Origin of the sequence: Arcicella aquatica, assembly GCF_034928825.1 — a bacterium.
GTDB lineage: Bacteria > Bacteroidota > Bacteroidia > Cytophagales > Spirosomataceae > Arcicella > Arcicella aquatica.
The window spans coordinates 19,313-45,859 of record NZ_JAYFUL010000045.1 but is presented as its reverse complement, the minus strand read 5'-3'; the positions used below and the strand labels follow the sequence as shown (position 1 = coordinate 45,859).

Sequence of the window (26,547 nt, the reverse complement as noted above, 5' to 3'; positions counted from 1 at the left end):
GAACGATTCACTAAAAATCCGTCGTTGACGAATCTTTAAATTTGTACTTTTTTTAGAATCTGATTTCGATTTGCTCATAAATAAGTTGATTTTTTGTCAACCTATTTTAGGCAAGCACACAAATTCTCTTATAACCATTAACTCTTGTTTGCCCTCTTCAGCAGTGATTTTTGTTTTGGGTTCCATATTATTTTATTCCTTTGATTGATAGCCTTTCATGAGGGCTTCTAACTTATTAAACCTATCATCCCACATTGTGCGGAATGGTTCTATAAAGTCTGCGATTACTTTTATTTTTTCTGGATTCAAGCGATAGTAAATTTCTCTACCATTTTGTTCTTGTTCAAGCAATTCACACTCGACCAGTATCTGTAGGTGTTTTGAAACAGTCGGTCTGGCAGTTTCAAAATTTGAGGCTATCGCACCTGCTGTCATTGATTGAGAAGCCACCAATAACAATATGGTTCTTCTAGTCGGGTCGGCAATTGCCTGAAAGACATCTCTGCGTAAATTCATTATGTAGTTATTTGACTACAAATATACATGTAGTTATTAGACTACATATTTTTTTCAAAAAAATTATAAAACTATTGCAGAATTATTACTATTATCGTAATATTGCGATACAATAATATATAATCAATGGGACTTACTAAATCAGAGATATTTACAGACGAGCAAAACAACTTGGCATCACTGTTTAAAGTGCTAGGGCATCCTGCAAGGATAGCAATACTTCAGCATATTATCAATCAGAAAGCCTGTATTTGTAATGATTTAGTTGATGAATTAGGATTAGCGCAGGCAACTATTTCTCAACATTTAAAGGAGTTGAAAAACATTGGTATCATTCAGGGAACCATTGAAGGAAAATCTGTTTGCTATTGTATAGAAGAAAAAAAATGGCATGAGGTTCAAGAGTTGTTTACTCTGTTTTTTGAACAAAATGTAAACGTTAATGAATGCTGTTAATGCATTTTTTTTAGATTTTTAATATCGTAATATTGCAATATAACATTTATACTTAATAATCGACGGTTTATGAAATTATCAAACATCAAAGAAATCTTACCAACATTGAATAATGTGGAGTTTCAATTAGAGGGTGGCACATTTGTGCCAGAACATTTTCACGTGACAGAAATAGGCATGATTACAAAACATTTTATTGATTGTGGTGGAACGATAAGAAATGAGAAGGTAATCAATTTCCAACTATGGGATGCAAATGATTATGAGCATAGATTGAAACCAACTAAACTACTTAACATCATCAAGCTTTCTGAAGAAAAATTAGGTATCGAGGATGCTGAAATAGAAGTAGAATATCAAGCCGAAACTATCTGTAAATATGCCTTAGCATTTAATGGAAACCATTTTATTTTAAAGAATAAACAAACAGCATGTTTGGCAAATGATGCTTGTGGCATTCCTACTGAAAAACAAAAAATAAACTTGGGAGAATTAAAAAGTAACGCTTGTTGTACTCCTAATTCAGGTTGTTGTTAAAGCATTGATTTTTGTAATCAAGTATCCTATCTTTCTAATGTTCCATTTGTTTTATTCTTAGCGAAGTACTTAAGTAACTCGCTAAGAATGATATTTTTCTTTTGTATAATCTCATATTGAATTTTAATATACTCATTAACTACTAATAATCCCTGTCTCTATCATCTACGTCTCACACAATTTTGTCCGTCTATAATTCCGTAGAGCGCTGGTTTTTCTTAACGCAAAAACATATCTACTCTACAGAAATATATGTAAAGCACTATTTCTCTTACATTATCGAACTGAACTCTTATTAAACCAACCTATTTGGACAGAATCTTTATAAGTGCTTTAATTAGCAAAAACGCTGTAGAAGTTTTGGTTAAACGCACATTTTCCTTGAGAAAAAGGAAAAAATAAGATTTATATATGCTGGAAAAGATATAAAATTATATTTTTATAATATTATTTTAAACAATAAGATGAGTGTTTTGATATGTATTCTTACATTTGTGTCTATTTTACACATTTCATTTTTAGTTTATGTAATCAATATTTAAGATTGATAATTATTTGTTGTTTTATATAGCTTCTTTTAAATACTGTCTTTCAGAAAGATAGTATTCCTATTATTGAATGAATAACGTGATTAATCATGACAAATAAATACCTCTTTATTTTTTTACTTTTGCTGTTCCAACAATCTTTTGGACAAGTAAAAAACTATAACTTTATCAATATTAATAGCAAAGATGGGCTTGCTTCAAATACAGTTTATGCTATTTATAAAGATAAATTAGGCTTTATGTGGTTTGGTACTGAAGACGGACTTAATAAATTTGATGGACAAAATTTTACCGTTTATAGGCATAAACAAAATGAAAAAGAAAGTATAGGAAGAGGAGAAGTAATGGGTATTACTGAAGATAAAAATAGAAATATATGGATAGGAACTAAGCTAACGTTGGCATTATATAATAGGAGTTCAGACAAATTCACCAATTTTGATTTTACAAAAACAGGCTGGATACATACGCTATCTTCTGATCATTTGGGTAATATATGGGTTGGCACATACAATGGACTTTTTTATTTTAATACTAAAACACTAAAAACGAAGGCTTTTAATACTCATAAAATAGCTACAAAAAATGTAGCTTCAGAATTGGTTTATTGCATATTTGAAGATAGAAAAAAACAAATTTGGGTGGGAGCACAATCAGGTTTATATTTGCTCAATCACAATCAGGAAGTAATAAAAAAGTATGTTCACCAAAACAATAACCCTAATTCACTTTCTGATAATAACGTTAGAGCGATTACGGAAGACCGAAATGGTAACTTATGGATAGGTACTAACTTAGGTTTAAATGTAATGAATCTTACCACACGAAAGATTGAGCGTTTTAAGAGTATTGAGTCTGACGAGTTAACGATTAGCAATAACATCATTAATAAGATTATTTTTGATTCCAATGATAACCTTTGGATTGGTACAGAAAACGGCTTGTCTATTTTTGATATTACAACTCATAAAGCATTTAGGATAAAAAGCCTTTTACCAGATAAAAATAATCCCTTTGGAAGCTTTGCTGGCTATAAGGTAAAAGATATTTATATTGGGAAAGACGGTATAAGTTGGTTTGCTACCGTCAACGGGGGCGTAAATAAATATGATAAAAATTTAGCCTTTTTTCAGCATAGATTCCACCTGCCCAATGAAACATATGGATTAAAAGGACCTTCTGTAATGGCTTTTGCAGAAGGTGCTTCTGGGAATCTTTATGTTGGTACAGATGGGGGAGGGCTTAATATTTTTGATGCTAAAAAAAACGTTTTTCATGATGTTCCTATTTACTCTCCCCAAGGAAAGATTAAAAATATTTCGGCTTTAGAAAAAAAAGGAGACGATTTGATTATTGGCACTAGCAGCGATGGCATCGTTAGTATCAATGAAAAAACGCACCAAACAAAACCCTTGTTTGCTATTAAAGACAAATTGAATAAATCTGTTATCGTGATTAATTGCATAAAGGCAGATTCGAAGGGAAACCTATGGGTTGGTACAAATGGCGCAGGCTTGTATGTCTGTTTAGCCCAGTCAAGTACATTTGTTCCTTTCAAGAATATACTTGATGAACACCTTAAAAAACAGTACACCTTAAATAGTTACATTACAGCCATAGAAGAAGATAAAGAAGGAAATATTTGGGTAGGCTCAAATGGAAGTGGTCTTATTATTTATAATGCAGACAAACAGACATTGAGTGCATTTAATCAAAAGAATGAAAATTTCCCCATCCATAGAATACTAAGTATTTACTCAGACAAACACGATAGAACATGGGTGAGTGTGTGGGGAGAAGGATTGTGTTTGTACGATAAAAAAAGAAGGAAATTTGAGCAATATGGAGAAGAACACTTACTTTCTAATAATGTTATTTATAAAATATTAGAAGACGACGGTGGAAAGTTGTGGCTTAGTACTAATAAAGGAATTTCGATGTTTGATTTAAGTAAAAAAAGGTTTAAGAATTTTACTTATCGAAATGGTATTCAAAATACAACCTTCAATATAGGTGCTGGAATCAAATCAAAGACAGGAGAAATGTATTTTGGGGGGCTTGATGGCTTTAATTTTTTCAACCCTATTCAATTATTTCAAAATACTAAAACTCCGTCGGTTGTAATTACCGATATAAAAATCAATAATAAACGAGCTAACCCTACTGAAAATAGCGAACTTAAAGAGGATATTACTTTAGCCAAAGAAATCAACTTAAGCTATAAACAAAATTTTTCTTTAGACTTTGTCGCTTTAAATTACACTGCTCCGCATGAAAACCAATATACTTATCAGCTTGAGGGCTTTGATAAAGAATGGAACAATGTAGGCTCAGTGACGACGGCCGTTTATACCAACCTAGACCCTGGGAAATATATTTTTAGGTTGAAAGTAAAAAGTGAGGATGGAACTTGGCAAACTCCCGAAAAAACCATTCTTATTAATGTACATCCACCATTTTGGCGTACTTATTATGCTTATATAATGTATTTGGCAGTATTGATATTTACTTTATGGGTGATAAGGAGAAGGGGAGTACAAAAATTAAAAAATGAATTTGCACTTGAACAGGAGAGAACAGAGGCGGAGCGTAGGATGGAATTGGAACAACTTAAAATTAAATTCTTGACCAATTTGAGTCATGAATTGAAAACTCCACTTACTTTAATTTTGAATCCAGTCGAGAATCTTTTGTTTCGTGAGAAAAACAATGATAAAATTGAAATGCTCAATCTTATCAATAGAAATTCAAAAAGACTTTTGAATCTTGTTAATCAATTACTTGATTTTAGGAAAATTGAGGAAAATGAACTCAAGTTAAATTCAGTGCTACAAGACCTTGTTCCATTGGTGAAGGAAATCTTTGACTCATTTAAGTATATTGCGTCTCAAAAAAACATTCATCTTGAATTTGCAAGTAACATTGATGAGTATACTACTTATTTTGATAAAAATAAAATGGAGCGTATTTTGATAAATTTACTCTCAAATGCAATAAAGTTTACGAATGAAAATGGTAATGTGTATTGTCATGTCAAATCTATATCAAATAATGGTATCGAACTAATCATAGGCGATTCTGGCATTGGTATACCCCATCATATGCAGGCAGAAGTTTTTGAAAGGTTTTTCCAAGTAAGTAGTCCATCTCACATTCTTAACCAAGGTAGCGGAATTGGTTTATCTATTGCTCAGGAGTTTGTTAAGTTACATGGCGGAACCATCAAATTAGCAAGTGAAGAATATAAGGGAAGTGTTTTTACGCTATATTTCCCTTTTTTTAAAGAACAACAAAAAATTAACCAAACCAATAAAGAGGACGAAAAAATTGAATCTGAAAGCTTGTCGTATATAGAAAAGAGTGAGGATGAAATCGAGGTTACCGAAAAACCTGTAGTCTTGATTGTTGACGATAGTTACGACCTACGTATATTCTTAAGGGAAAGCTTAAAATCAAAATATAAAATCATCGAAGCCGCAGATGGGAAACAGGGGTGGCAAAAGGCATTATCATCGCATCCAGAAATCATTGTGAGTGATGTTAATATGCCCAATATGGATGGAATAGAAATGGTTAACAAAATAAAAAAAGATGAAAGGACAAAGCACATTCCCGTTATACTCTTAACTGTTTTGACAGATGAAGTAGAACAGCTAGAAGGGCTTAAAACAGGGGCAAATGACTATTTGACTAAGCCATTCAGTTTCGAGGTGCTTAGTATTAAAATAGACAACCTTTTAAAACTGAACAGTACTTTCAAAAATACATATAAAAAGCAAATTAATATTGAAACATCTGAAACAGAGGTTGTTTTGGAAGACGAAAAATTTTTATTAAAAATAAACAAATACATTGATGAACACATTCATGATTCTGAGCTATCAATTGAAGAGTTAAGCCAGAAAATGAATATGAGTAGAGGGACGCTTTATAGTAAACTCTTGAAGATTACAGGTGAAACCCCAATAGAGTATATCCGTTCAATTAAATTGACTAAAGCGTTGCCATTGCTTGAAAAAAGTGATATGAAAATTTCGCAAATTGCGTACGAAGCGGGCTTTTCAAATCCAAACTATTTTACGCGTGCTTTTAAAATCAAATACGAAATCTCGCCTACTGAATACATTAAGTTAAAAAGAGGAAAATAAAGCTACTTTATTAGTTGAAGACATTTCAAGGCACTACTAGCCCAGAGTGGTATCCCACCCTGAGTCAGTGGTGCCTTCTAATTTTATAACTTTGCTACATATAATCCCTTTCACTTCAATAACAATTTTGAGCGTATCATATAAACCAAGATAAGGATTTCAGACTTATACTTTATTCATGTACTATTTAAAAATGGGCAATTAAACCCTATTTTTTACTTTTTAGACGGGATATTACCTCGAAATAGGGATATTATATGATTATAAATGTGTCAAATTGACATTTTTTTATACAATTAAACATTTTAAATGCATATCTAACGATTAGTGCTAAATATTTGTTTTTCATTTTTTTTACTTTACACCGTCAAAACTACCATTGACAGCAATTAAGTGTTATTTTTTATTAAAACAATCATATCCTAATTCATTATGAAACAATTCAACTATCCAATCTTACAAAGGAAAAAGAAACTATACACTATTATGATGTATATTATTTTCTTTTGTATTTCAAGTATTACGCTGAGTGCTCAAACCCTGAAAGGGCGTATTACAACAGATGCAGGGAAGGAAATACCCGGAGCCTCAATTTTAATTAAAGGAACAAACATCGGTACGGTTGCTAATAGCAATGGGGAGTATATCTTTAATAATTTGCCTAAAAATGCTACGATTGTTATTACAAGTGTTGGGTATATAAAACAAGAAATTAGCGTTGGTACAAAAACCGTCATTGATGTTACCTTACTTACTGATAACAGAGAGTTGGGCGAAGTTATCGTTGTAGGTTATGGTACTCAAAAGAAAAGAGACATAACTGGTTCAGTTGTTTCGGTTAGCGAGGCAACCCTAAAAGAAGTACCAGCACCAAACCTTTTAAACTCTTTAAAGGGTAGAGCAGCAGGGGTATCAATCGTAAGTAATGGTTCTACTCCAGGTAGTCAAGCGTCGATTCGTATTCGTGGTAATCGCTCACTGACAACTGGTAATGGCGACGGACTTGATGGACCTTTAGTGGTGGTTGATGGTATTCCTTATGGCGGACTAAATGATATTAATCCAGATGATATTTCAAATATTGAAATTCTTAAAGATGCCTCTGCAACGGCAATTTATGGTTCGCGTGGTGCGGGTGGGGTTATTTTAGTAACGACCAAAAGAGGTAAAATTGGAAAGCCTGTATTAACTTATGATGGGTATCATGGAATTACGAATATGATGGGCAAGTACAATGTGATGAATGGAGAACAATATGCAAAGTTCAAAGATTTATCAGCAGCTTATAATACCCAAGGTGCAGGAACAACGGCTTACCCGCTAACAGATGAGGAAAAAGCGAATTTAGCTGCTGGCGTTTCAACGGATTGGCAGGATTTATTGTACAAACAAGGGTTTAATACTAGTCATCAACTTGGTTTACAAGGTGGGGTAGAAAATACACAATATGGGATGGGGATTGGCTATTTCAACGAAACGGGAATTTTGCCAAACCAAAACTTTGACCGTGCGACTATACGTGCAACATTAGACCAAAAAATTGGGAAGCATGTAAAAATTGGGTTAAATACAATTAATACCTTGACACATAAGAACGACCCTGCGGGTGGTGGTATTCCAACAGAACTGGTACGTCTTTCTCCATTAGTTTCTGCCTATAATACTGATGGGTCTGTAAACTTAAACCCTAAAAAAGGTACAATCGAAGCTCAAGCTGTTAGCCCCTTGACGCTTATCTCTCGTGGAGCTGATATACTTTCAAATGAGCGTTCTTTAAGAACTTTCAATAGCTTGTATGCAGAAGTAAATATCATGGATGGGCTTAGGTACCGCTTCAATGCTGGTCTTAACTTTAGCCAAGTACATTTTAATGGTTATAGCCCTCCGAATACATTTGTTAACACAGGAACAGATCAAAGTGTATCAAGTGCAGATATTAGAAATACAGAGTATTGGGATGTGAACTTACAGCACTTATTATATTACGATAAAGTTTTTGCTCAAAAACATAAAATAGGGTTAACTGCGCTATATGAAATTACAAAAAACCATAATTTAGGTAGCAATTTTAATGTAAAAGGCGTACCAGCCGATTATATTCAAACTGCAAACTTTACTTTGGCATCTGGAGCAGTGACTGCTAATACTAGTTTTGGTAACTCTTTCGGAGAAACAGGATTAGTGTCTTATATGGCACGTTTGAACTATACGTTCAATGATAAATATACGCTTACAGCTACTTTCCGTAGAGATGGTTCTTCTACATTATCTCCAGGGAATCAGTATTTTAACTATCCTGCCATTGGTTTGAGTTGGAATATTATTGATGAGCCATTTATGAAAGACCTTCCCGTCTTTTCTAACTTAAAACTAAGAGGTGGTTGGGGAATTTCTGGTAACCGTAACGTAGATGCTTATGCAACTTTAGGTGCATTGTCTTCTGGATATTATAACTTTGGTACTACAACTGCTGGACAAGCACTTGCCTATACAGTAACAAGTTTACCTGCAAGCAATTTAGGCTGGCAATCAACATCACAATCTGATTTTGGTTTGGAAATTGGGTTATTAAATAACCGAATCACGGGTTCATTTGATGTTTATAAACAAAATACGAAAGACATTTTGCTTTCTGTAAACCTTCCTCAAAGTAACGGAGCAGGTTCTGCCTTGAAAAACTTAGGAAAAACTGAAGGAAGTGGGTTTGAATCTTCTTTAATATTCGATATTGTTAGAAATAAAAATGGCTTTAATTGGAGTACTGACGTAACCTATTTCTTTAATCGTGAAAAAATTACTCAGCTTACAACTCCGTCTGAATTAGATAATAAAGGAAACTTTTGGTTTGTTGGACAACCCCTCACAGTTATCTATGACTACAACAAAATCGGGATATGGCAACAATCAGATAAAGACAACGGTACGTTGGCAAAACAAACCTCGCCAGTACAAGTACCAGGAGAAATTAGGGTTGAAGACGTAGATGGTAATGGTAAAATTGATGCTAATGACCGCAAAGTTATTGGTAACTTCCAACCAAAATGGGAAGGTGGCTTTACCAATAGAATTAGTTTTAAAGGGTTTGATTTATCAATCGTTACATACGCACGTATGGGTATGAAAGTATTAGTTCCTTATTTGGCAGGAACATCTGGTGGTGGTTCTGGATTTGGATTCCTTAACCAAGGCCGTTCTAACCAATTAGTAATGGATTATTGGACAACAGAAAACCCAACAAATGCTTTCCCTAGACCAAATGCAGGGGGTGGTGTAAGAGACTTTACATCTACAACACAATACCAAGATGGTTCATTTATAAAAGTGAGAAGTATTAATTTTGGCTATACTGTACCTACAAAAATACTTAGTAGACTTGGCATTAGTTCTGCTCGTATATACGTGAATGCAACAAATCCATTTATCCTTTATTCACCATTAGTAAAAGATAAACTTGCGATTGACCCAGAAGGAAATGGATATGGGAATACAATTCAGGGCGGTAATTTTAACCGTGTAATTAGTGTAAACCTAAATAATCCGCCAGTACGTCAATTTACTTTAGGCGTAAATCTTAAATTTTAATGATTGATAACGACATGAAAAAAATAAAAATTTCCATACTAGCCTGTACTTTATTTTTAAGTTTAGGTTGTGAAAAAATACTTGAAGAACACCCACAATCGCAAATCGTACCTTCATATTTCAATAGTCCAGCGGGAGTACTTGGAGGTATTGCAGGGGTGTATAATGAAATTCGTAACCAATGGGGTACTGAAGGTTTCTCTTCAGAAATGCAAGCAGGAACTGATGAGTTTATTCAAGGTGCAAGTAGCGGGGGTGGTCCTGTTCATACTTTCAACGGACTCAATGGTACTAACTTTGGTTCGGCATGGGGATCATCATTTACATCTATTAATACACTAAATGGTGTATTGAAATTTGGTCAAGCTATTGACCTACCAGACGCAACTAAAAAACAATATCTTGCGCAAGCTAAGTTTTTAAGAGCATTTTGGTATTTATATTTAGTTCAGACGTGGGGAGATGTGCCTTTACATACTGAATTTATAACAGTTCCTTCTCAAGCTGCAAAAAGAGACCCAGCAGCAGAAGTTTATAAGCTAATCATTAAGGATTTAACTGAAGCTGCTGCTGATTTACCGGATAAGCCAACCGCTCCATTCCTAGGGAAAGCAGCAACTAAGCCTGTTGCTCTGTTCTTCTTGGCTAAAGCATACCTTACACGTGGATGGTTGACAAATTCGCAAACAGACTTTGCGGAAGCTGCCAAAATATCAAGTGATATAATTGCTAATAAGGCAACATACGGATTGGATTTATGGCAGGATTTCGGTGATGCCTTCGTACCTGCTAATGACTATGGTAAAGAAACGATGTTTGTAAGTGACCACTCAAATGATGCAAAATTTGGATATTATTCTGTGGGTGGTGGTTCTAGTGGTGGTGCCGCACAAAATCTTACACCTTGGTTTACAAACTGGAATTACCCTAATAATAGTGGCGTTAACTCAACTGTGAATGCGAGTGGTGTTTTGGTGAATTCAGGTACTTCATTGATGGTTCGTGATTCATATTATGGTCGCCCATATCAACGTATTCGTCCTAATAGCGTTAAACAAGCTACTGGAGACGTTGCTGGGAAGAATTATTTTCTTGACCAAGCTTTTGTAAAAAGAGATATTGATTCAAGATTCGCGAATACATTTTATACCGTGTATATTGCTAATCAATCAATTACGAATACTGTGACAGCTGCCAATAACAAAAGAGGAATTGGTTATACCACACAAATAGGTGTTGATACTGCGGTTTGGCTTCCAGACTTTGAGGTTGTTGGAGCTCCACAATTCAATGGCACAAGACCATTTAAAGGAATTATTGTTCCACCAAGCCTTTGGAAATCAGATGTTTATCCTGCAATAAAGAAACACATGGATCCAAGCCGAGGAAGCAATTTCAATGACCCTTCAACTCGTCCAGTTGTGATTACACGCTTTGCAGAAGTATATCTTGTAGGTGCAGAAGCTTACCTTCAATCAGGTAATAAAGCAAAAGCTGCCGAACTATTAAATGTACTACGTCAAAGAGCAGCATATCGTAAGACTAATTCCGCAGCTCAAAATGCAGCAGCAGCCGATGCTATGTTAATCAAAGAAGCAGATGTAACTGTCGACTTTATTTTGGATGAGAGAAGCCGTGAATTATTTGGCGAATGGATGAGATTCCATGACTTAGTACGTACCAAGACATTGGTTAAACGTATAAAACTTTGGAATAATGAGGCTAGTCCTTATATAAAAGATTTCCATGTTTTGAGACCAATTCCACAAACTGAAATAGATCGTACGGTAGAAGGTCCTGCATTTACACAAAATCCAGGTTATTAAGACTTAATTGATGACTAGACTGCTCCATATTTTTATTTGGAGCAGTCTTTTATTTGAGGGATTAACGCTTAAAATACTTTTAAATATTAAGGATAATTAGCGATAATAGAGCATAGTTTTATGTTGTCCCAATAGTATATTTTATAAAAAACCTATTTGATTTTTACCTATACAGAGCCCATTTTATAATATTATTTATATTAATTTGAAAATTTCATACCTATTGAACATTTTGAAGGCATATTTGCCAATTTGTGCTACTCAATTTTTTATTGATTTGCTTACTTTACACCATCAAAAAAGCGTGATGTCGTCTGTACACGTATATTCATTACCGAACACACATATACGGGTGTAGAATCAATAAAAGCTAATACTCAAACAAGCTCAATATTTATGAAACAAATTTACTTAGTACTTTTACTCTTATCAGTCACACATTGCTTTTCACAAAATAAATCGCAATTAAAGCTATGGTATAACCAACCTTCGGGAAATACTTGGGAAAATGCACTGCCTATTGGAAATGGATTTTTAGGAGCAATGGTCTATGGGAATGTTGAAAAAGAAACTATACAGCTTAATGAGCATACCGTCTGGAGTGGTAGTCCCAATCGCAATGATAACCCCGACGCTTTAGGAGCATTACAAGCTATCAGAAAATTGATTTTTGAAGGTAAATACAAAGAAGCTGAAAAATTAACGAATCAGTCAATTATTACTAAAAAATCGCATGGACAGATATTTCAGCCTGTTGGCAACTTACATCTTACTTTTGAGGGACACCAAAAATATACAAATTATCATCGAGCGTTAGATATTGAGAAAGCAATTGCTACGACCACTTATTCGGTCGGAGATGTTACATATACCCGTGAAGCCTTAGCTTCTTTTCCTGATAGAGTAATTGTATTGAGGCTTACAGCCAACAAAGCTAATAGTATTTCATTTACAGCCACATATTCTTCACCACACACTAAAAAATCAATAGCCACAACACCAACCAAAGAACTTACTTTATCAGCCACTACCTCCGACCATGAAGGCGTAAAAGGCTTGGTTAGGCTCAAAGGAATAACAAAATTCAACATTGAAGGAGGAAGTATGACCACTACCGATAGTTCTATATCGGTGAAAGATGCAAATGTGGCAACGATTTTTATTTCGATTGCTACCAATTTTAACAAGTATGATGATATAAGTGCCGACGAAAATAAAAGAGCTTCAGAATATTTGAATAGAGCTTTATCAAAACCTTATGATGCCATTGTAAATGGCCATATAGCGGCCTATCAAAAATATTTTAATAGAGTAAAACTGGATTTGGGGACAACAGATGCCGTAAAATTGCCTACTGATGAACGCTTGAAAAAATTCAGTAAGGCTTATGACCCTCATTTTGTTACACTATATTATCAATATGGAAGGTATTTATTGATTTCCTCTTCACAACCAGGCGGACAGCCAGCCAACTTACAAGGTATTTGGAATAATAAACTACGTCCAGCATGGGACAGTAAATATACCATCAACATCAATACTGAGATGAATTATTGGCCTGCTGAGAAAACCAATCTTTCTGAATTGCACGAGCCTTTAATCAAACTGATAAGAGAATTATCAGAGACAGGCAAAGAAACAGCAAAAGTTATGTATGGTGCTCGTGGATGGATGGCACACCATAACACAGATATTTGGCGCACTAATGGTGCTGTAGATGGCGCATTTTGGGGCGTTTGGAATGCTGGAGGGGGTTGGCTAAGCCAGCACCTTTGGGAACATTATTTATACAATGGAGATAAAAAATATTTAACATCAGTATATCCTATTTTAAAAGGGGCAGCTACATTTTACGTTGATTTTTTAGTAGAACATCCTAAATACCATTGGCTTGTGGTATCACCCGCTAACTCACCCGAGAATGCCCCAGGAGCGCATGAGGGGTCTTCTTTAGATGCGGGTACAACGATGGATAATCAAATTGTTTATGATGTATTTAGTACGACCATAAGAGCCGCCGAAGCCCTTAGTAAAGACCATGCCTTTGTGGATACCCTTAAGCAAATGCGTAGTAAATTAGCCCCAATGCACATCGGTAAGCATAATCAATTACAAGAATGGCTCGATGATGTAGATGAGCCTAATGACCACCATCGTCATATTTCGCATTTGTACGGTTTGTTTCCATCCAATCAAATATCGGCCTACAGAACACCTGAATTATTTGCAGCAGCCAAAAATACGCTTATGCAGCGTAGTGATGTTTCCACAGGTTGGAGCATGGGCTGGAAAGTAAATTGGTGGGCAAAAATGCAAGATGGAAATCATGCCTATCAATTAATTAAAAACCAGCTTACACCATTGGGCGTAAATGCCGAAGGTGGGGGTACTTACAACAATTTATTTGATGCGCATCCTCCATTCCAGATTGATGGTAATTTTGGCTGTACTTCTGGGATTACTGAAATGCTCATGCAAAGTGCCGACGATGCGCTACATTTATTGCCTGCTCTTCCCGACGTTTGGACGGAAGGTTCTATTCGAGGACTTCGTGCTAAAGGGGGATTTGAAGTAGTAGAAATGCAATGGAAAGATGCCAAACTTACTAAAGTAGTAATAAAATCTACTTTAGGAGGAAACCTTCGTTTGAGATTGCCTAATCAATTAAAATCAAGCACAGGAGCTACTTTGAGTAAAGCTTTGGGAAAAAACCCTAATCCATTTTATCAATTAGAAGAAATTCCAAGTCCGATTATTTCTGAAAAATCAACTATTAAACCCCTTGAATTGAAAGAAACGGTACTTTTTGATATACCAACACAAAAGGGTAAAATCTATACTTTTTCAACAAAATAAATCTTTGAAATTTTATTATCATGAAAATAAGAATATTCGTTTTAGTACTGACATATTTGATCATAATCAATATCACAAACGCACAAAAAACAACGTTAGTAAACCCTATCATGACGGGTTTCTACCCTGACCCAAGTATTGTACAAGTAGGAAAAAACTATTACCTTATCAATTCTACCTTTTCGTATTTCCCTGGCATTCCAGTTATGCACAGTCGTGACCTTAAAAATTGGAAACAAATTGGTAATGTAATTGACCGCCCATCGCAAATGGATTTTATGGGCGAGCGCATGACTCGTGGACTATTTGCGCCTGCTATTAATTACTATAAAGGCGTTTTTTACGTGACCTGTACTGATATTGACCACGACGGAAATTTTGTGGTAACTGCAAACAACCCCGCTGGGCCATGGAGTAATCCCGTAAAACTGCCAGAGGTAAAAGGAATAGACCCTTCGCTTTATTTTGATGAAGAAACAGACAAAGCCTATATCGTTTATAATAGCGACGCACCTAATTACAAACCGCTTTATTCAGGACATCGTACTATTCGTATGTATGAATTTGACTATAAAAACCTAAAAGTTACAGGGGAAGAACAACAGTTAGTAAACGGAGGAGTAGACATCAGCAAAAAACCCGTATGGATTGAAGGACCACATATTATGAAACGTTTTGGTTGGTATTACTTGTATGCCGCAGAAGGTGGTACTTCTGTCAATCACTCAGAAGTTATACTCAGAAGTAAATCTGTTGGGGGACCATACATCCCTTATGAAAATAATCCTATTTTAACACAAAGAGATTTACCTGAAAACCGCAAAGACCCTATTACTTCAGCTGGTCATGCGCAGTTTGTCGATGGACCAGATGGCAAGACTTATGCTATTTTTCTAGCTGTTCGTCCTTATGAAGGAGATTATTATAATACAGGACGGGAAACATTTATTGCTCCAGTAGCATGGAAAGATGAATGGCCAATTATCAATCCTGATAGCAAGGAAATAAAATACAGCTATACTACTGATTTTAAGGAGGAAAAACAAAAAGAAGCATTGCCACAATCGGGTAATTTTACTTATACATTCAATTTCGACAAAAAATTAGACCCATCACTTTTGTTCATGCGAACAGTTGATTCAAGTTCTTTTGCAGTTTCTCCTAAAAAAGGTTTAACACTAAAGCTAAAAGCAGCAACAGTAATGGATTTTGCCAATCCATCTTTTATCGGAAAACGCCAGCAACATCTTTACAGCACAGCCGAAACAGCCTTGACATTTTCTGCAACAAAGGAAAATGAAAAAGCAGGGTTAGTGATTTTTCAGAATGAAACGCACTTTTATTTTTTAGGTAAATCAATTGTAGAAGGAAAGAATGTATTACAACTTTTTCAAAGTAATACAAAAGATAAAACCATGACTTTATTGGCCGAAGTACCTATTAACCCTAAACAAGCAGCGGTAAAACTTCGAATCAGCTCGGAAGGAGATAAGTACAGTTTTTATTATGCTATTGATAAAGAGAATTGGACTCTCATCAAAGATAAAGTAGATGGAAAATACTTGAGTACAAAAACAGCAGGCGGTTTTATTGGATGTATTTATGGGATGTATGCAACCTCATCGGGTGAAGACAGCAATAATACTGCCTCTTTTAAATACCTGAAATACACAGGTAATGACAGTATGTTTAAATAAATAATAACGTGGGATTATGTTGTTTCTGAAAACTTGAGAGACAAGTACTCATTAACAGTTTAAGTATTGAACAAAATGATAAAAAGATTTTTATTCCTGACTATATTAATATTTAGTCAAAAAGTATTTGCACAAGTAAAACAGGCGCAAAATCCTATCATCTTTGCAGATGTACCTGATATGGCTATGATTCGAGTGGGAAATACGTACTACATGAGTAGCACAACCATGCACATGAGTCCGGGTGTGCCTATTATGAAATCAAAAGATTTGGTCAATTGGGAAATGGTTGGCTATGCTTACGATACCCTTGCCAGCGTTAACGAACTGAATTTAACTAATGGCAAAAGTACCTATGGCAGAGGCTCATGGGCAAGTAGCTTACGACTGCATAATGGAATATATTATCTGACTACTTTTGCACAAACCACAGGCAAAACACATATTTATACCACTAAAAACATTGAAAAAGGTTCTTGGAAAGCTATTTCTTTCAGACCTTCTTATCATGACCATACTTTGTTTTTTGATGATGATGGTCGTACATATTTGATTTATGGTAGTGGTAAGCTCAAATTAGTAGAACTCAATGCTGATGCTTCTGGCGTTAAAGAAGGGAGTACGGAACAAGTAATTATCGAAAATGCCAGTACACCATCAGGAACCAACGGTGGTTTGCCCGCAGAAGGTTCTCAGCTCTTTAAAGTAAATGGTAAATATTACTTATTCAATATTAGCTGGCCACGTGGCGGTATGCGTACTGTAGTAATTCACCGAGCTGATAAAATTACGGGGCCTTGGGAGGGTAAAGTAGGATTGCAAGATTTGGGCGTAGCTCAAGGTGGACTGATTGATACCCCAGACGGGAAATGGTATTCGTACCTATTTCGTGATTTTGGTGGAGTTGGTCGGATTCCCTATTTAGTACCAGTAAAATGGGAAGATGGTTGGCCAGTATTGGGCGAAAATGGTAAAGTTCCCGAAAAATTAGACCTTCCAGTCAATGGAAGTTTAATCCCTGGCATTGTCGCTTCCGATGAATTTACCCGCAAAAAAGGAGAACTAAGTTTGCCTTTAGTATGGCAGTGGAATCATAATCCTGATAATAATTTGTGGTCAGTTGCTGAAAGAAAAGGATATTTACGATTAAAAACAGGCAGAATTGATAGCAGTTTTGTTTTAGCTAGAAATACGCTTACTCAGCGAACCATCGGACCAGTTTGTTCAGGAATTACATCTTTAGATATTTCAAAAATGAAAGAAGGAGACTTTGCAGGATTGAGTTTACTGCAAAAAAACTTTGGTTTAGTAGGTGTGAGAATTGAAAATGGAGAAAAATCAATCGTAATGTATGATGCTTCATCTGGAAAACCAGTTGAGGTACAAAAAGTATCCCTAAAGCAAAATACCATCTTTCTAAAAGCTGAATGCGATTTTAAAAATCGTGCGGATACAGGTTATTTCTTTTATAGTCTTGATGGGAAAGTTTGGCAACCTATTGGCAGGTCTATCAAAATGCCTTATACTATTCCGCATTTTATGGGGTATCGTTTTGGCTTATTTAACTACGCGACTAAAAATATAGGCGGATATGCAGATTTTGACTTTTTTAGGGTTGAAAATCAAATTTCAAAACAAAATTAGTATAGCTGAAAAAGGTATCAACAAATAGATTAGATATTATTAAAAAACTTTTTCCTATAAAAATGAAAAATAAACTCTTTGCGATTATCCTTGTTTTAGGCAACTATATTGCTAATGCTCAACAGATTACCCCTTTATACGAAGGTGCTGTTCCCAATGCCAAAGCCACTAATATAACCGAAACTGGTGGCGACAAAGGAATGTATAAAGATGTAACCGTACCTACGTTGGAATACATAAAACCTGAAAAACCAAACGGGACTTCCGTGATAATAGTAGCAGGGGGTGGCTATAGCGTAATTGTATACAATGGCGAGGGGATAAGTACTGCCAAAGCGTTAGCAGACAAGGGAATATCAGCATTTGTGCTAAAATATAGGTTGCCTAGTGATAACATAATGGTAGATAAAAAAGTAGGCTCATTACAGGATGCCCAGCAAGCCATAAAGTTTCTCCGAGAAAATGCCGACAAATATGGTATCGATAAAAATAAAATAGGCATTATGGGTTTTTCGGCAGGTGGACATTTGGCCAGTACAGCTGCTACTCATTTCGAAAAATCGTATATCGAAAATCCTAATAACACTAGCCTAAGACCCGATTTTCAGATCTTGGTTTACCCTGTTATCAGTATGAAGGAAGGTCTTACACATGGCGGTTCACGGGACAATCTTATCGGCAAAAATCCTACTGATGCTGACATTGAAGCTTTCTCTAACGAACTGCAAATCAAAGCCAATACACCGCCAGCTTATTTGACTCATGCTGCGGACGACAAACTGGTAGATGTGGATAACAGCATTTCATACTTTGAAAATTTACGAAAGAACAAAGTTGAGGTAGAAATGCACATTTTCCCGAAAGGTGACCACGGATTTATTTTTCGTCACAAAGGTTGGATGGAACCACTTTTCGACTGGATGAAACGTAACAGTTGGTTGTAATATTCACTGTTTTTAACATAAAAAATACAATGAAAAAATATCTAATTTTCTGTATTTCAGCATTGTTTCTAATAAGCTTTGCTACTTTTTCCCAAGTGTGGAGTCCCATAAAAACCCAAAATGGGCTCGTGCAAGGTACTTTTGAAAACGGTCAACAGGTTTTTCGTGGTATTCCCTTTGCTCAACCACCAGTCGGGCAGTTGAGGTGGAAAGCCCCACAGCCTGCAATCAATTGGGAAGGTATAAAAGCAACCACGAATTTTGCTCCTGCTCCCTATCAAGGTGGAAACCCACCATCAGGTAAAAGTGAAGACTGTTTGTACCTAAACGTTTGGAGTCCCGCTAAAAGTCCTAAAGAAAAATTACCTGTAATTGTATGGATTTACGGCGGTGGTTTTGCCTTTGGTTCTACCGCTGAGGGAGTTTATTCAGGTGAAAAATTGGCAGAAAAAGGTGTGGTATACGTTTCAATTGCTTATCGAGTTGGGCAATTGGGCTTTTTAGCACATCCAGAATTAAGTGCCGAAACCCCTCAAAAAACGTCTGGAAATTATGGTTTGCTTGACATGATAGCGGGCTTGCAATGGGTGAAAAGTAATATTGCAGCTTTTGGCGGCGACCCATCTAAAGTTACCATTTTTGGAGAATCAGCAGGAGGCATAGCCGTAAGCATGCTTTGTGCTTCGCCCTTGGCTAAAGGACTGTTTCATGGGGCTATTTCACAGAGTGGTGGTTCTTTTGGCCCAGCAAGGGTAACTACATATCCTGGAGAAAATCAAAAATTACTGGCAGATGCCGAGCAAAGTGGTTTAGAGTACATGAAAAAAGCAGGGACAAGTTCGTTGGCTGAGCTTAGAAAAATAGACATTGAAAAACTTCCGCAAGGTTTTGGTATGCCTGGTGGTTGGCCTATTATTGATGGCTATGTGATTCCTAACGACCAATATACACTTTATGAGCAAGGTAAATACAACCATACACCTATTTTAGTAGGTTATAATTCTGATGAAGGGCTGAGTTTTAGTCCGCCAAAAACACCCAAAGATTATACTGATGGCGTACAAAAACGCTATGGAAAGTTTGCTGATGAGCTGATAAAAGCATACCCTGTAAACGAAACTACTGTACCTAAAACTGCCCGAGATTTAGCACGTGATGCCGCTTTTGGCTGGCATACTTGGGCTTGGGCAAACTTACAGTCTAATACCAGTAAATCGAAAGTGTATTATTATTATTTTGACCAACATCCTGATTTCCCTGAAAATTCACCACAATACGGACAAGGCACACCACACGGGCACGACGTAGGCTTTGTATTTGGGCATACCAGTCCGCAAAGCAAATTAGCCACTGCTACGGATGCCAATATATCGGATGCTATGGTGAGCTATTGGACTAACTTTGCCAAATATGGTGACCCTAATGGAGCAGGTTTACCCCTTTGGCAACAATATACTAAAACTAATCATGCAGTAATGCACTTTTCGCAAAGCTCCAAGATGGGTACAGTTCCCAGTGAAAAATCTTTGGAAGTATTAGATGAATATTATAAATGGCGTCGTACATTCGAGGGGAAAAAGTGGGCTAAATAAATAATCAGCCACTATTTAAAGAATATGAAAAATAATTACATTAATACGCTATTGTTTTTGGCTTTTAGCTTTACGGTTTGGGGGCAGACAAAAGCACCAGAGCCACTTTTGCCAGTGCCTTCCAAAAATCAGTTGCGTTGGCAGCAAATGGAATATTATAGTTTCATTCATTTTTCGGTAAATACTTATACAGATATGGCTTGGGGTTTAGGTAACGAAGACCCAAAAATATTTAATCCCACTAAATTAGACTGCCGTCAGTGGGCTAGAATATGCAAGCAGGCGGGTATGAAAGGCATAATTTTTACTGCCAAACATCATAGTGGCTTTTGTTTGTGGCCATCGAAATACACCGATTATTCCGTAAAAAATGCTCCATGGCGAAATGGGCAAGGCGATATGGTAAAAGAATTGGCAGATGCTTGTAGGGAATATGGTTTAAAATTTGGTGTGTATCTTTCCCCTTGGGACAGAAATCACCCTGACTACGGTAAACCTGAATACATCACCTATTTTCGTAACCAACTCACAGAGTTACTAACCAATTATGGCGAAATATTTGAAGTTTGGTTTGATGGAGCTAATGGTGGCTCTGGCTACTACGGTGGTGCAAACGAAACCCGAAAGATTGATGCTAAAACTTATTACGACTGGCAAAACACCTACAAACTGGTAAGAAAGCTACAACCCAACATTGTGATTTGGAATGATGGTGGCGACCGTGCAGATTTACGTTGGGTAGGTACGGAGGCAGGCTATGTGGGCGAAACCAATTGGAGTTTGCTAAACGCCACTGGTGATGTTCCCGAACAAATGCTACGATACGGTGTAGAAAACGGCAATACTTGGGTGCCAGGCGAGGTAAATACCTCTATACGTCCAGAATGGTTTTATCATCCCAAAGAAGATAAAAAGGTAAAAACGTTACCACAGCTCATGGATACCTACTATAATTCGGTAGGGAGGAACGGTACACTTTTGCTTAATTTCCCAATAATGCCCAATGGTCTGATACACGAAACAGATGAAAAAAATGTGCTTGCTTTTGCCCAAGCAAGACGTGAGGCTTTCAGTAAAAATCTTTTAATAAATACAAAAACCCAAGCTACGAATGTACGAGGAAAAAGTAGCCAGTTTGCACCACAAAAAGCTATTGACCAAAGCAAAGAAAGCTACTGGGCTACTGATGATAGTGTCACAAAAGCCTCATTGACGGTGAGTTTTGCAAAACCTACCACATTCAATCGTTTTCTGATTCAAGAGCCTATTTGGCTAGGGCAAAGAGTAAAAGCCTTTACCTTAGAAGCAAAAGTAAATGACACTTGGCAACAAATTGCCAAAGAAACTACCATTGGCTATAAACGAATTTTGAGATTTAACACCGTCAAGGCTACGCAAATTAGGCTGAATATTACCGATGCTAAGGCTTGCCCACTCATTAGTAATATCGAAGTGTACCAAGCTCCGATTATTTTAACACCCCCACAAATTACCCGTAATCAGGCAGGAGTGGTGCATATTACTCCAACAGATGCTGAGTCAGAATTATTTTACACGCTTGATGGTAGCATACCAACCTCAAAATCAAGTAAATATACTGATGCTATTGACACAGGTTTGGGAAAAGTGACTGTAAAAGCCATAGCCTTTAGCCCACAAAATAAATTACAAAGCGAAGTAGCCGAAGAAAAATTTGAAATTGCTCGTAAGCACTGGTCGATAGTAGGAATACAGGATAAAAAAGCCCTTCATGTTTTAGATGGTAACGAATATACGTCTTGGCAAAAAGACAAAGTACCAACTGACTTAATAATTGACTTAGGTAAAGAGGAAAATCTGGTAGGTTTCCGCTACCTGCCCGACCAAAATTGGTGGGCAGAAGCCAGTATAATTTCGCAATATCAATTTTATGTTTCAAATGATAATTCCAACTGGCAACTGGTAAGCGAAGGCGAATTTGCCAATATCAAAAATAACCCTACATGGCAAATAAAAGAATTTACAAGTGTAAAAGCCCGATATATAAAACTAAAAGCCTTGAAAAATATTCAAGAAAACGCTGCGTCGGGTTATGCAGAGCTTGATATTTTAACAAACTGATTTATTAAAATTCAATTTAACCTAAAAACTATGAAAAGCACATTTTTATCTCTGATATTTACCACGATTGTTGCGGGTACTATATCCTTTGCCCAAGCACAGCAACCTGCTATTATTGAAGACTTTAAACCATCTTCTCTCAATCAGCCACAACAAGAATACCCAATGGTAAACTCGCAAGGTTATGCTCGTTTCAAAATAATAGCACCTGCTGCTGACAGTGTTCGTGTAAGTTTAGGTCTGGGTGGCAAAGGAGGCACCAAATTAGAGAAAGCCAGTGATGGTAGTTGGATGGGTACTACAGAAGGTCCAATGGACGAAGGTTTTCACTACTATAATATCAAGATTGATGGAGGTAAATTTAATGACCCAAGTGCTTTAAACTACTATGGATCAGTTCGTTGGGAAAGTGGCATAGAAATTCCTGCACATGACCAAGATTTTTACGCGCTCAAAAACGTACCTCATGGTCATGTACAGCAAGTATTGTTTCCTTCACCAAGTACCAACACCTCTCGCAGAGCATTTGTATATACACCACCAGGCTATGAAAAAGGGAAGGATAAATATCCTGTACTTTACTTACAACACGGCTGGGGTGAAGACGAAACCGCTTGGATGAACCAAGGTCATGCCAATTTAATTATGGACAACCTCATTGCTGAAGGAAAAATTAAGCCTTTCATTATCGTAAATACTTATGGTATGACCAACGAAGTAAAGTTTGGAAAAATGAGAGAGTTTAAAATAGAGCCTTTCCAAACGGTTTTGGTAGACGAGCTTATTCCATACGTAGATGCTCATTTTAGAACAATTGCTAAACAAACGCACCGTGCTATGGGTGGGTTGAGTATGGGTGGTATGGAAACTAAAACCATTACTTTGAATAAGCCAGAGGTATTTTCGCATTATGCTCTTTTAAGTGGGGGTACTTATGCCCCAACTGACATCAAAGACAAATCGAAGGTGAAACTTATATTTTTGAGCTGTGGCAGTAAAGAAAGACCTGAAGGAGTAATAAAAGCGGTTGAGGCATTAAAAGAGGCAAGTTTCAACGCTGTTTCTTACGTGTCAGATAAAACTGGTCATGAGTTCCAAACATGGCGTAGAAGTTTACATGAATTAGCTCCGTTATTGTTTAAATAACTATTAAAAAGAAGAGATTATATTTTAAGTAGTAATCCTTCATTTTGGAATAACGGGTTATCGAAAACTAGATAAACGCGATGTTGTAAAGATACATAGTTTGATGAGATACGGTTTAAATCAGCGATGATTTAAACCGTATCTCATATAAATAAATGGAAATGAAAAACCAGAGAAATAATGCAATAGTCCATAAAATACAAGTAGCAATTATACTAATATTTTCAATAATTTTAGTCAAGCCAATTATAGTAAAAGGACAAAATAAAAGCAATTCAGAAAAAGGAAATAGCCAAGCATCCATTGCTTCGGGGAAATATCGTAATCTGTTTTTGGAAGTAGGATATAGTCAAAACGAGATAGAGGCTAAACTTGCCAAAGCATATTATGATATTTTTGAAGGACCCAATCGGGTATATTTTGCCGTAGGTGATTCTATGGCTTATGTATCTGATGTGAAAAATCATGATGCTCGAACCGAAGGGCTTTCTTATGGAATGATGATTGCCGTTCAACTAGATAAAAAAGATGTTTTCGATAGAATTTGGAGATGGTCAAAAAAACACCTTCAACACCAAAGCGGTCCACGAGAAGGGTATTTTGCATGGAGTATAAATCCAGAAACCATGAAAAAAAAATCAGAAGGCTCGGCTTCTGATGGCGAATTGTATTATGTCACTAGTTTACTATTTGCAGCCAATAAATGGGGAAATGATACGGGTATTCATTATTACAATGAAGCCAGAAGAATATTGAATGCCATGTGGAAAAAAGATGGTACTGGAAATATTTATAATCTGATAAATACAGAACATAAGCAAATCACTTTTGTACCAGAGGGTAGTAATTATAACTGGACAGACCCATCGTATCACCTGCCTGCATTTTATGAAGTATGGGCATTATATGCTAAAGATGGTCATGAACAGTTTTATAAAGAATGTGCCGATACGTCTCGGGTATTTTTACACAGAGCTTGTCATCCAGTAACGGGACTAAATTCTGACTATACAGAATTTAGTGGAGCACCTCATCCAACTCGCTGGATGCCTGCTGGTTTTCGTTATGATTCATGGAGAGTACCTATGAACATTACTATGGATTATACTTGGTTTGGGAAAGATAAATCTTGGCAAGAAGATTATGCAAAAAGGTTTCAAAACTTTCTTCGTTCAAAAGGTATTGATACCTATGACGACCAATTTAACTTAGATGGTTCAAAACCTGATTTTATTTTGCAAGCAGGTAGTGTAAAAAAATTAAGGCATTCGATTGGACTGGTATCTACCGCTGCTACGGCATCGCTTATTAATCATGACAAAAACAAAGTAGATTTTGTGCGAGCGATTTGGAATGCTAAATTAGAACCTTATGAAGATGGATATTTTGATCCTTATTATGATGGACTAATGTATATGTTTAGTTTGATGCACCTGAGCGGAAAGTATCAAATTATCAAGCCTAAATAAATATTTTTTCATCCTAAAAGTTGATTTTTGAGAGGTTTATATCTAAATGGAGAATAGTAATAAAAAGCTTATTGCTATTCGTATTAAACATTTTAATAATAGGTAGTTGAATTAAAGAAAAAAGTGATATTAATAATTTTTATTCTTGAATTTATTAAATAAAAAGTTGCTAGTATTATATTTATTAATAGTTAGTGATTTGAAAACTATTGTCGGACTCATCTTTTAAATTGTAGCAACTCTTAGTTGAACTATCCATGTTTTTTTTGCAATAAGTGTTCTATGGTGTTATAAGTTAATTTTAAACAAAGTATCATTGCCCCCTGCTCGCCGTAGTATCTCACTACGTCACTGCGTTGGCAAATCTTATGCTTTATATAATGCTATCTCATTTTATAAAGCAAAGGTAGGGGAAATTCTTCATCTGCTCCTAGGTTAAGCATTCGCTGCCAATGGCATAAATTTTTTATACTGGATTTACAAGAATCAATATATCTTCAAACCTTTAACAATTACAATGATGAAAAAAAATCGTATGATATCACTTATTACTCTTGGTTTTTGGGGAGCTTTGATAAGCTGCCAAGACAATAAAATTGTTCTTGATAATGATAATCCAAATTTAAAAAATTCTGATATTATCAGTAAGATAAAAAGAGAAGGTAAATATAACTTTTTACCAAATGATAAAAATTCTCGTTTACATGTAGGGGGGGCGGGGTCGGATGCTAATGGACTGGATTATAGGTTTTATGGTGTAAACTGGCAAGTTTGTTGTAATCAAGGTAATAGAACGTCTTTTGTTCAGTTGCGAAATACTAACTATTATTCACCACTAAATATTTTAACTGTTTATGTGGCTGTACAAAAAAACATGATTTTATCATCATACAGTCTACCGATTGGTACCTTAACTCTTGATTTTGACTTTGGTTCAAATTATGGTTTTAAAGTCTATAGATGGAGTCTCTCTTTAGCCCCAAGCCAAACGGTAGTAGCAAGTTTTAGTACTTCTTGGAATACTAACATATATTATGATTCTGATACCGAAGGAGAAATGGGATTATATCTACCAACATATGGATTTACTTCTTTCTGTGATGGAACTCTTCTAAATTTAATTCGTAATAAATATGGTACTTGTGCAAATTACCCAGATAGCCCATATCCTGGATGTCAATAGGATTAATCATTTTACTAAACTTTTCTTGTAAATCATAATTTTCAACCATCGAATTTTTAGTTTCTAATTTTGTAAAAATGAAAATTTGATGGTTGAGTAGATAATAAGTAATATTTATGGAAGAGAATATTTCTTTCCGCCTTTTTTAAGACTTGTATATCGTAGGTATGCTTAGGGTTAAATACAAAGATAAAAGCATGTGAATCACAACCTGTTAGTGTATATGCTAAAGATTTTGACGATATACTTAGTTTCTCAGATTAATAACAAACTACTTTCATTTGTACAGCAGGATGAAAAAAA

Annotated in this window: 15 protein-coding genes; 14 read left to right on the top strand and 1 reads right to left on the bottom strand. The window is 35.8% G+C overall.

The window, feature by feature from the left end; all coding sequences use genetic code 11:
- Window positions 1-192: 192 nt before the first annotated feature.
- Complete coding sequence (locus VB264_RS20220) at window positions 193-516, bottom strand: ArsR/SmtB family transcription factor (protein ID WP_323252377.1); 324 nt, start codon at window positions 514-516, stop codon at window positions 193-195.
- A 126-nt stretch (window positions 517-642) separates the two neighbouring features.
- On the opposite strand from VB264_RS20220, the gene VB264_RS20215 reads away from it, so the two are divergent.
- From VB264_RS20215 to VB264_RS20150, 14 genes are all read left to right on the top strand, one after another.
- Window positions 643-972 (top strand): ArsR/SmtB family transcription factor, encoded by a 330-nt coding sequence (locus VB264_RS20215; protein ID WP_323252375.1) that lies wholly within the window; start codon window positions 643-645, stop codon window positions 970-972.
- Window positions 973-1,041: 69 nt separating this feature from the next.
- The gene (locus VB264_RS20210; RefSeq protein ID WP_323252373.1) at window positions 1,042-1,509 is read left to right on the top strand and encodes a DUF6428 family protein; all 468 of its coding nucleotides are present in this window, start codon (window positions 1,042-1,044) and stop codon (window positions 1,507-1,509) included.
- Window positions 1,510-2,146: 637 nt separating this feature from the next.
- Entirely contained in the window at window positions 2,147-6,205 is a 4,059-nt protein-coding gene (locus VB264_RS20205) for a hybrid sensor histidine kinase/response regulator transcription factor (RefSeq protein ID WP_323252371.1), read from the top strand.
- Window positions 6,206-6,637: 432 nt separating this feature from the next.
- Entirely contained in the window at window positions 6,638-9,787 is a 3,150-nt protein-coding gene (locus VB264_RS20200; RefSeq protein ID WP_323252369.1) for a SusC/RagA family TonB-linked outer membrane protein, read from the top strand.
- 14 nt (window positions 9,788-9,801) lie between these two features.
- A complete protein-coding gene (locus tag VB264_RS20195) occupies window positions 9,802-11,613 on the top strand; it encodes a RagB/SusD family nutrient uptake outer membrane protein (protein ID WP_323252366.1) in 1,812 nt (603 codons plus the stop codon).
- Window positions 11,614-12,009: 396 nt separating this feature from the next.
- Window positions 12,010-14,469, top strand: coding sequence for a glycoside hydrolase family 95 protein (locus VB264_RS20190; RefSeq protein WP_323252363.1), 2,460 nt, complete (start codon window positions 12,010-12,012; stop codon window positions 14,467-14,469).
- 20 nt (window positions 14,470-14,489) lie between these two features.
- Window positions 14,490-16,166 carry a glycoside hydrolase family 43 protein gene (locus VB264_RS20185; RefSeq protein WP_323252361.1) on the top strand — a complete coding sequence of 559 codons (1,677 nt, stop codon included), beginning with the start codon at window positions 14,490-14,492 and terminating at the stop codon, window positions 16,164-16,166.
- A 75-nt stretch (window positions 16,167-16,241) separates the two neighbouring features.
- The gene (locus VB264_RS20180) at window positions 16,242-17,810 is read left to right on the top strand and encodes a glycoside hydrolase family 43 protein (protein WP_323252359.1); all 1,569 of its coding nucleotides are present in this window, start codon (window positions 16,242-16,244) and stop codon (window positions 17,808-17,810) included.
- Window positions 17,811-17,872: 62 nt separating this feature from the next.
- On the top strand, window positions 17,873-18,754 hold the full coding sequence (locus tag VB264_RS20175) for an alpha/beta hydrolase (protein ID WP_323252357.1): 882 nt from the start codon (window positions 17,873-17,875) through the stop codon (window positions 18,752-18,754).
- Between the two features lie 29 nt (window positions 18,755-18,783).
- Window positions 18,784-20,346, top strand: coding sequence for a carboxylesterase/lipase family protein (locus VB264_RS20170; RefSeq protein ID WP_323252355.1), 1,563 nt, complete (start codon window positions 18,784-18,786; stop codon window positions 20,344-20,346).
- A gap of 147 nt (window positions 20,347-20,493) precedes the next feature.
- Window positions 20,494-22,446, top strand: coding sequence for an alpha-L-fucosidase (locus VB264_RS20165; protein WP_407654666.1), 1,953 nt, complete (start codon window positions 20,494-20,496; stop codon window positions 22,444-22,446).
- 30 nt (window positions 22,447-22,476) lie between these two features.
- On the top strand, window positions 22,477-23,592 hold the full coding sequence (locus VB264_RS20160) for an alpha/beta hydrolase-fold protein (RefSeq protein ID WP_323252351.1): 1,116 nt from the start codon (window positions 22,477-22,479) through the stop codon (window positions 23,590-23,592).
- Window positions 23,593-23,753: 161 nt separating this feature from the next.
- A complete protein-coding gene (locus tag VB264_RS20155; RefSeq protein WP_323252349.1) occupies window positions 23,754-25,061 on the top strand; it encodes a glycosyl hydrolase family 8 in 1,308 nt (435 codons plus the stop codon).
- Window positions 25,062-25,581: 520 nt separating this feature from the next.
- Window positions 25,582-26,244 (top strand): hypothetical protein, encoded by a 663-nt coding sequence (locus VB264_RS20150; RefSeq protein WP_323252347.1) that lies wholly within the window; start codon window positions 25,582-25,584, stop codon window positions 26,242-26,244.
- Window positions 26,245-26,547 lie beyond the last annotated feature (303 nt).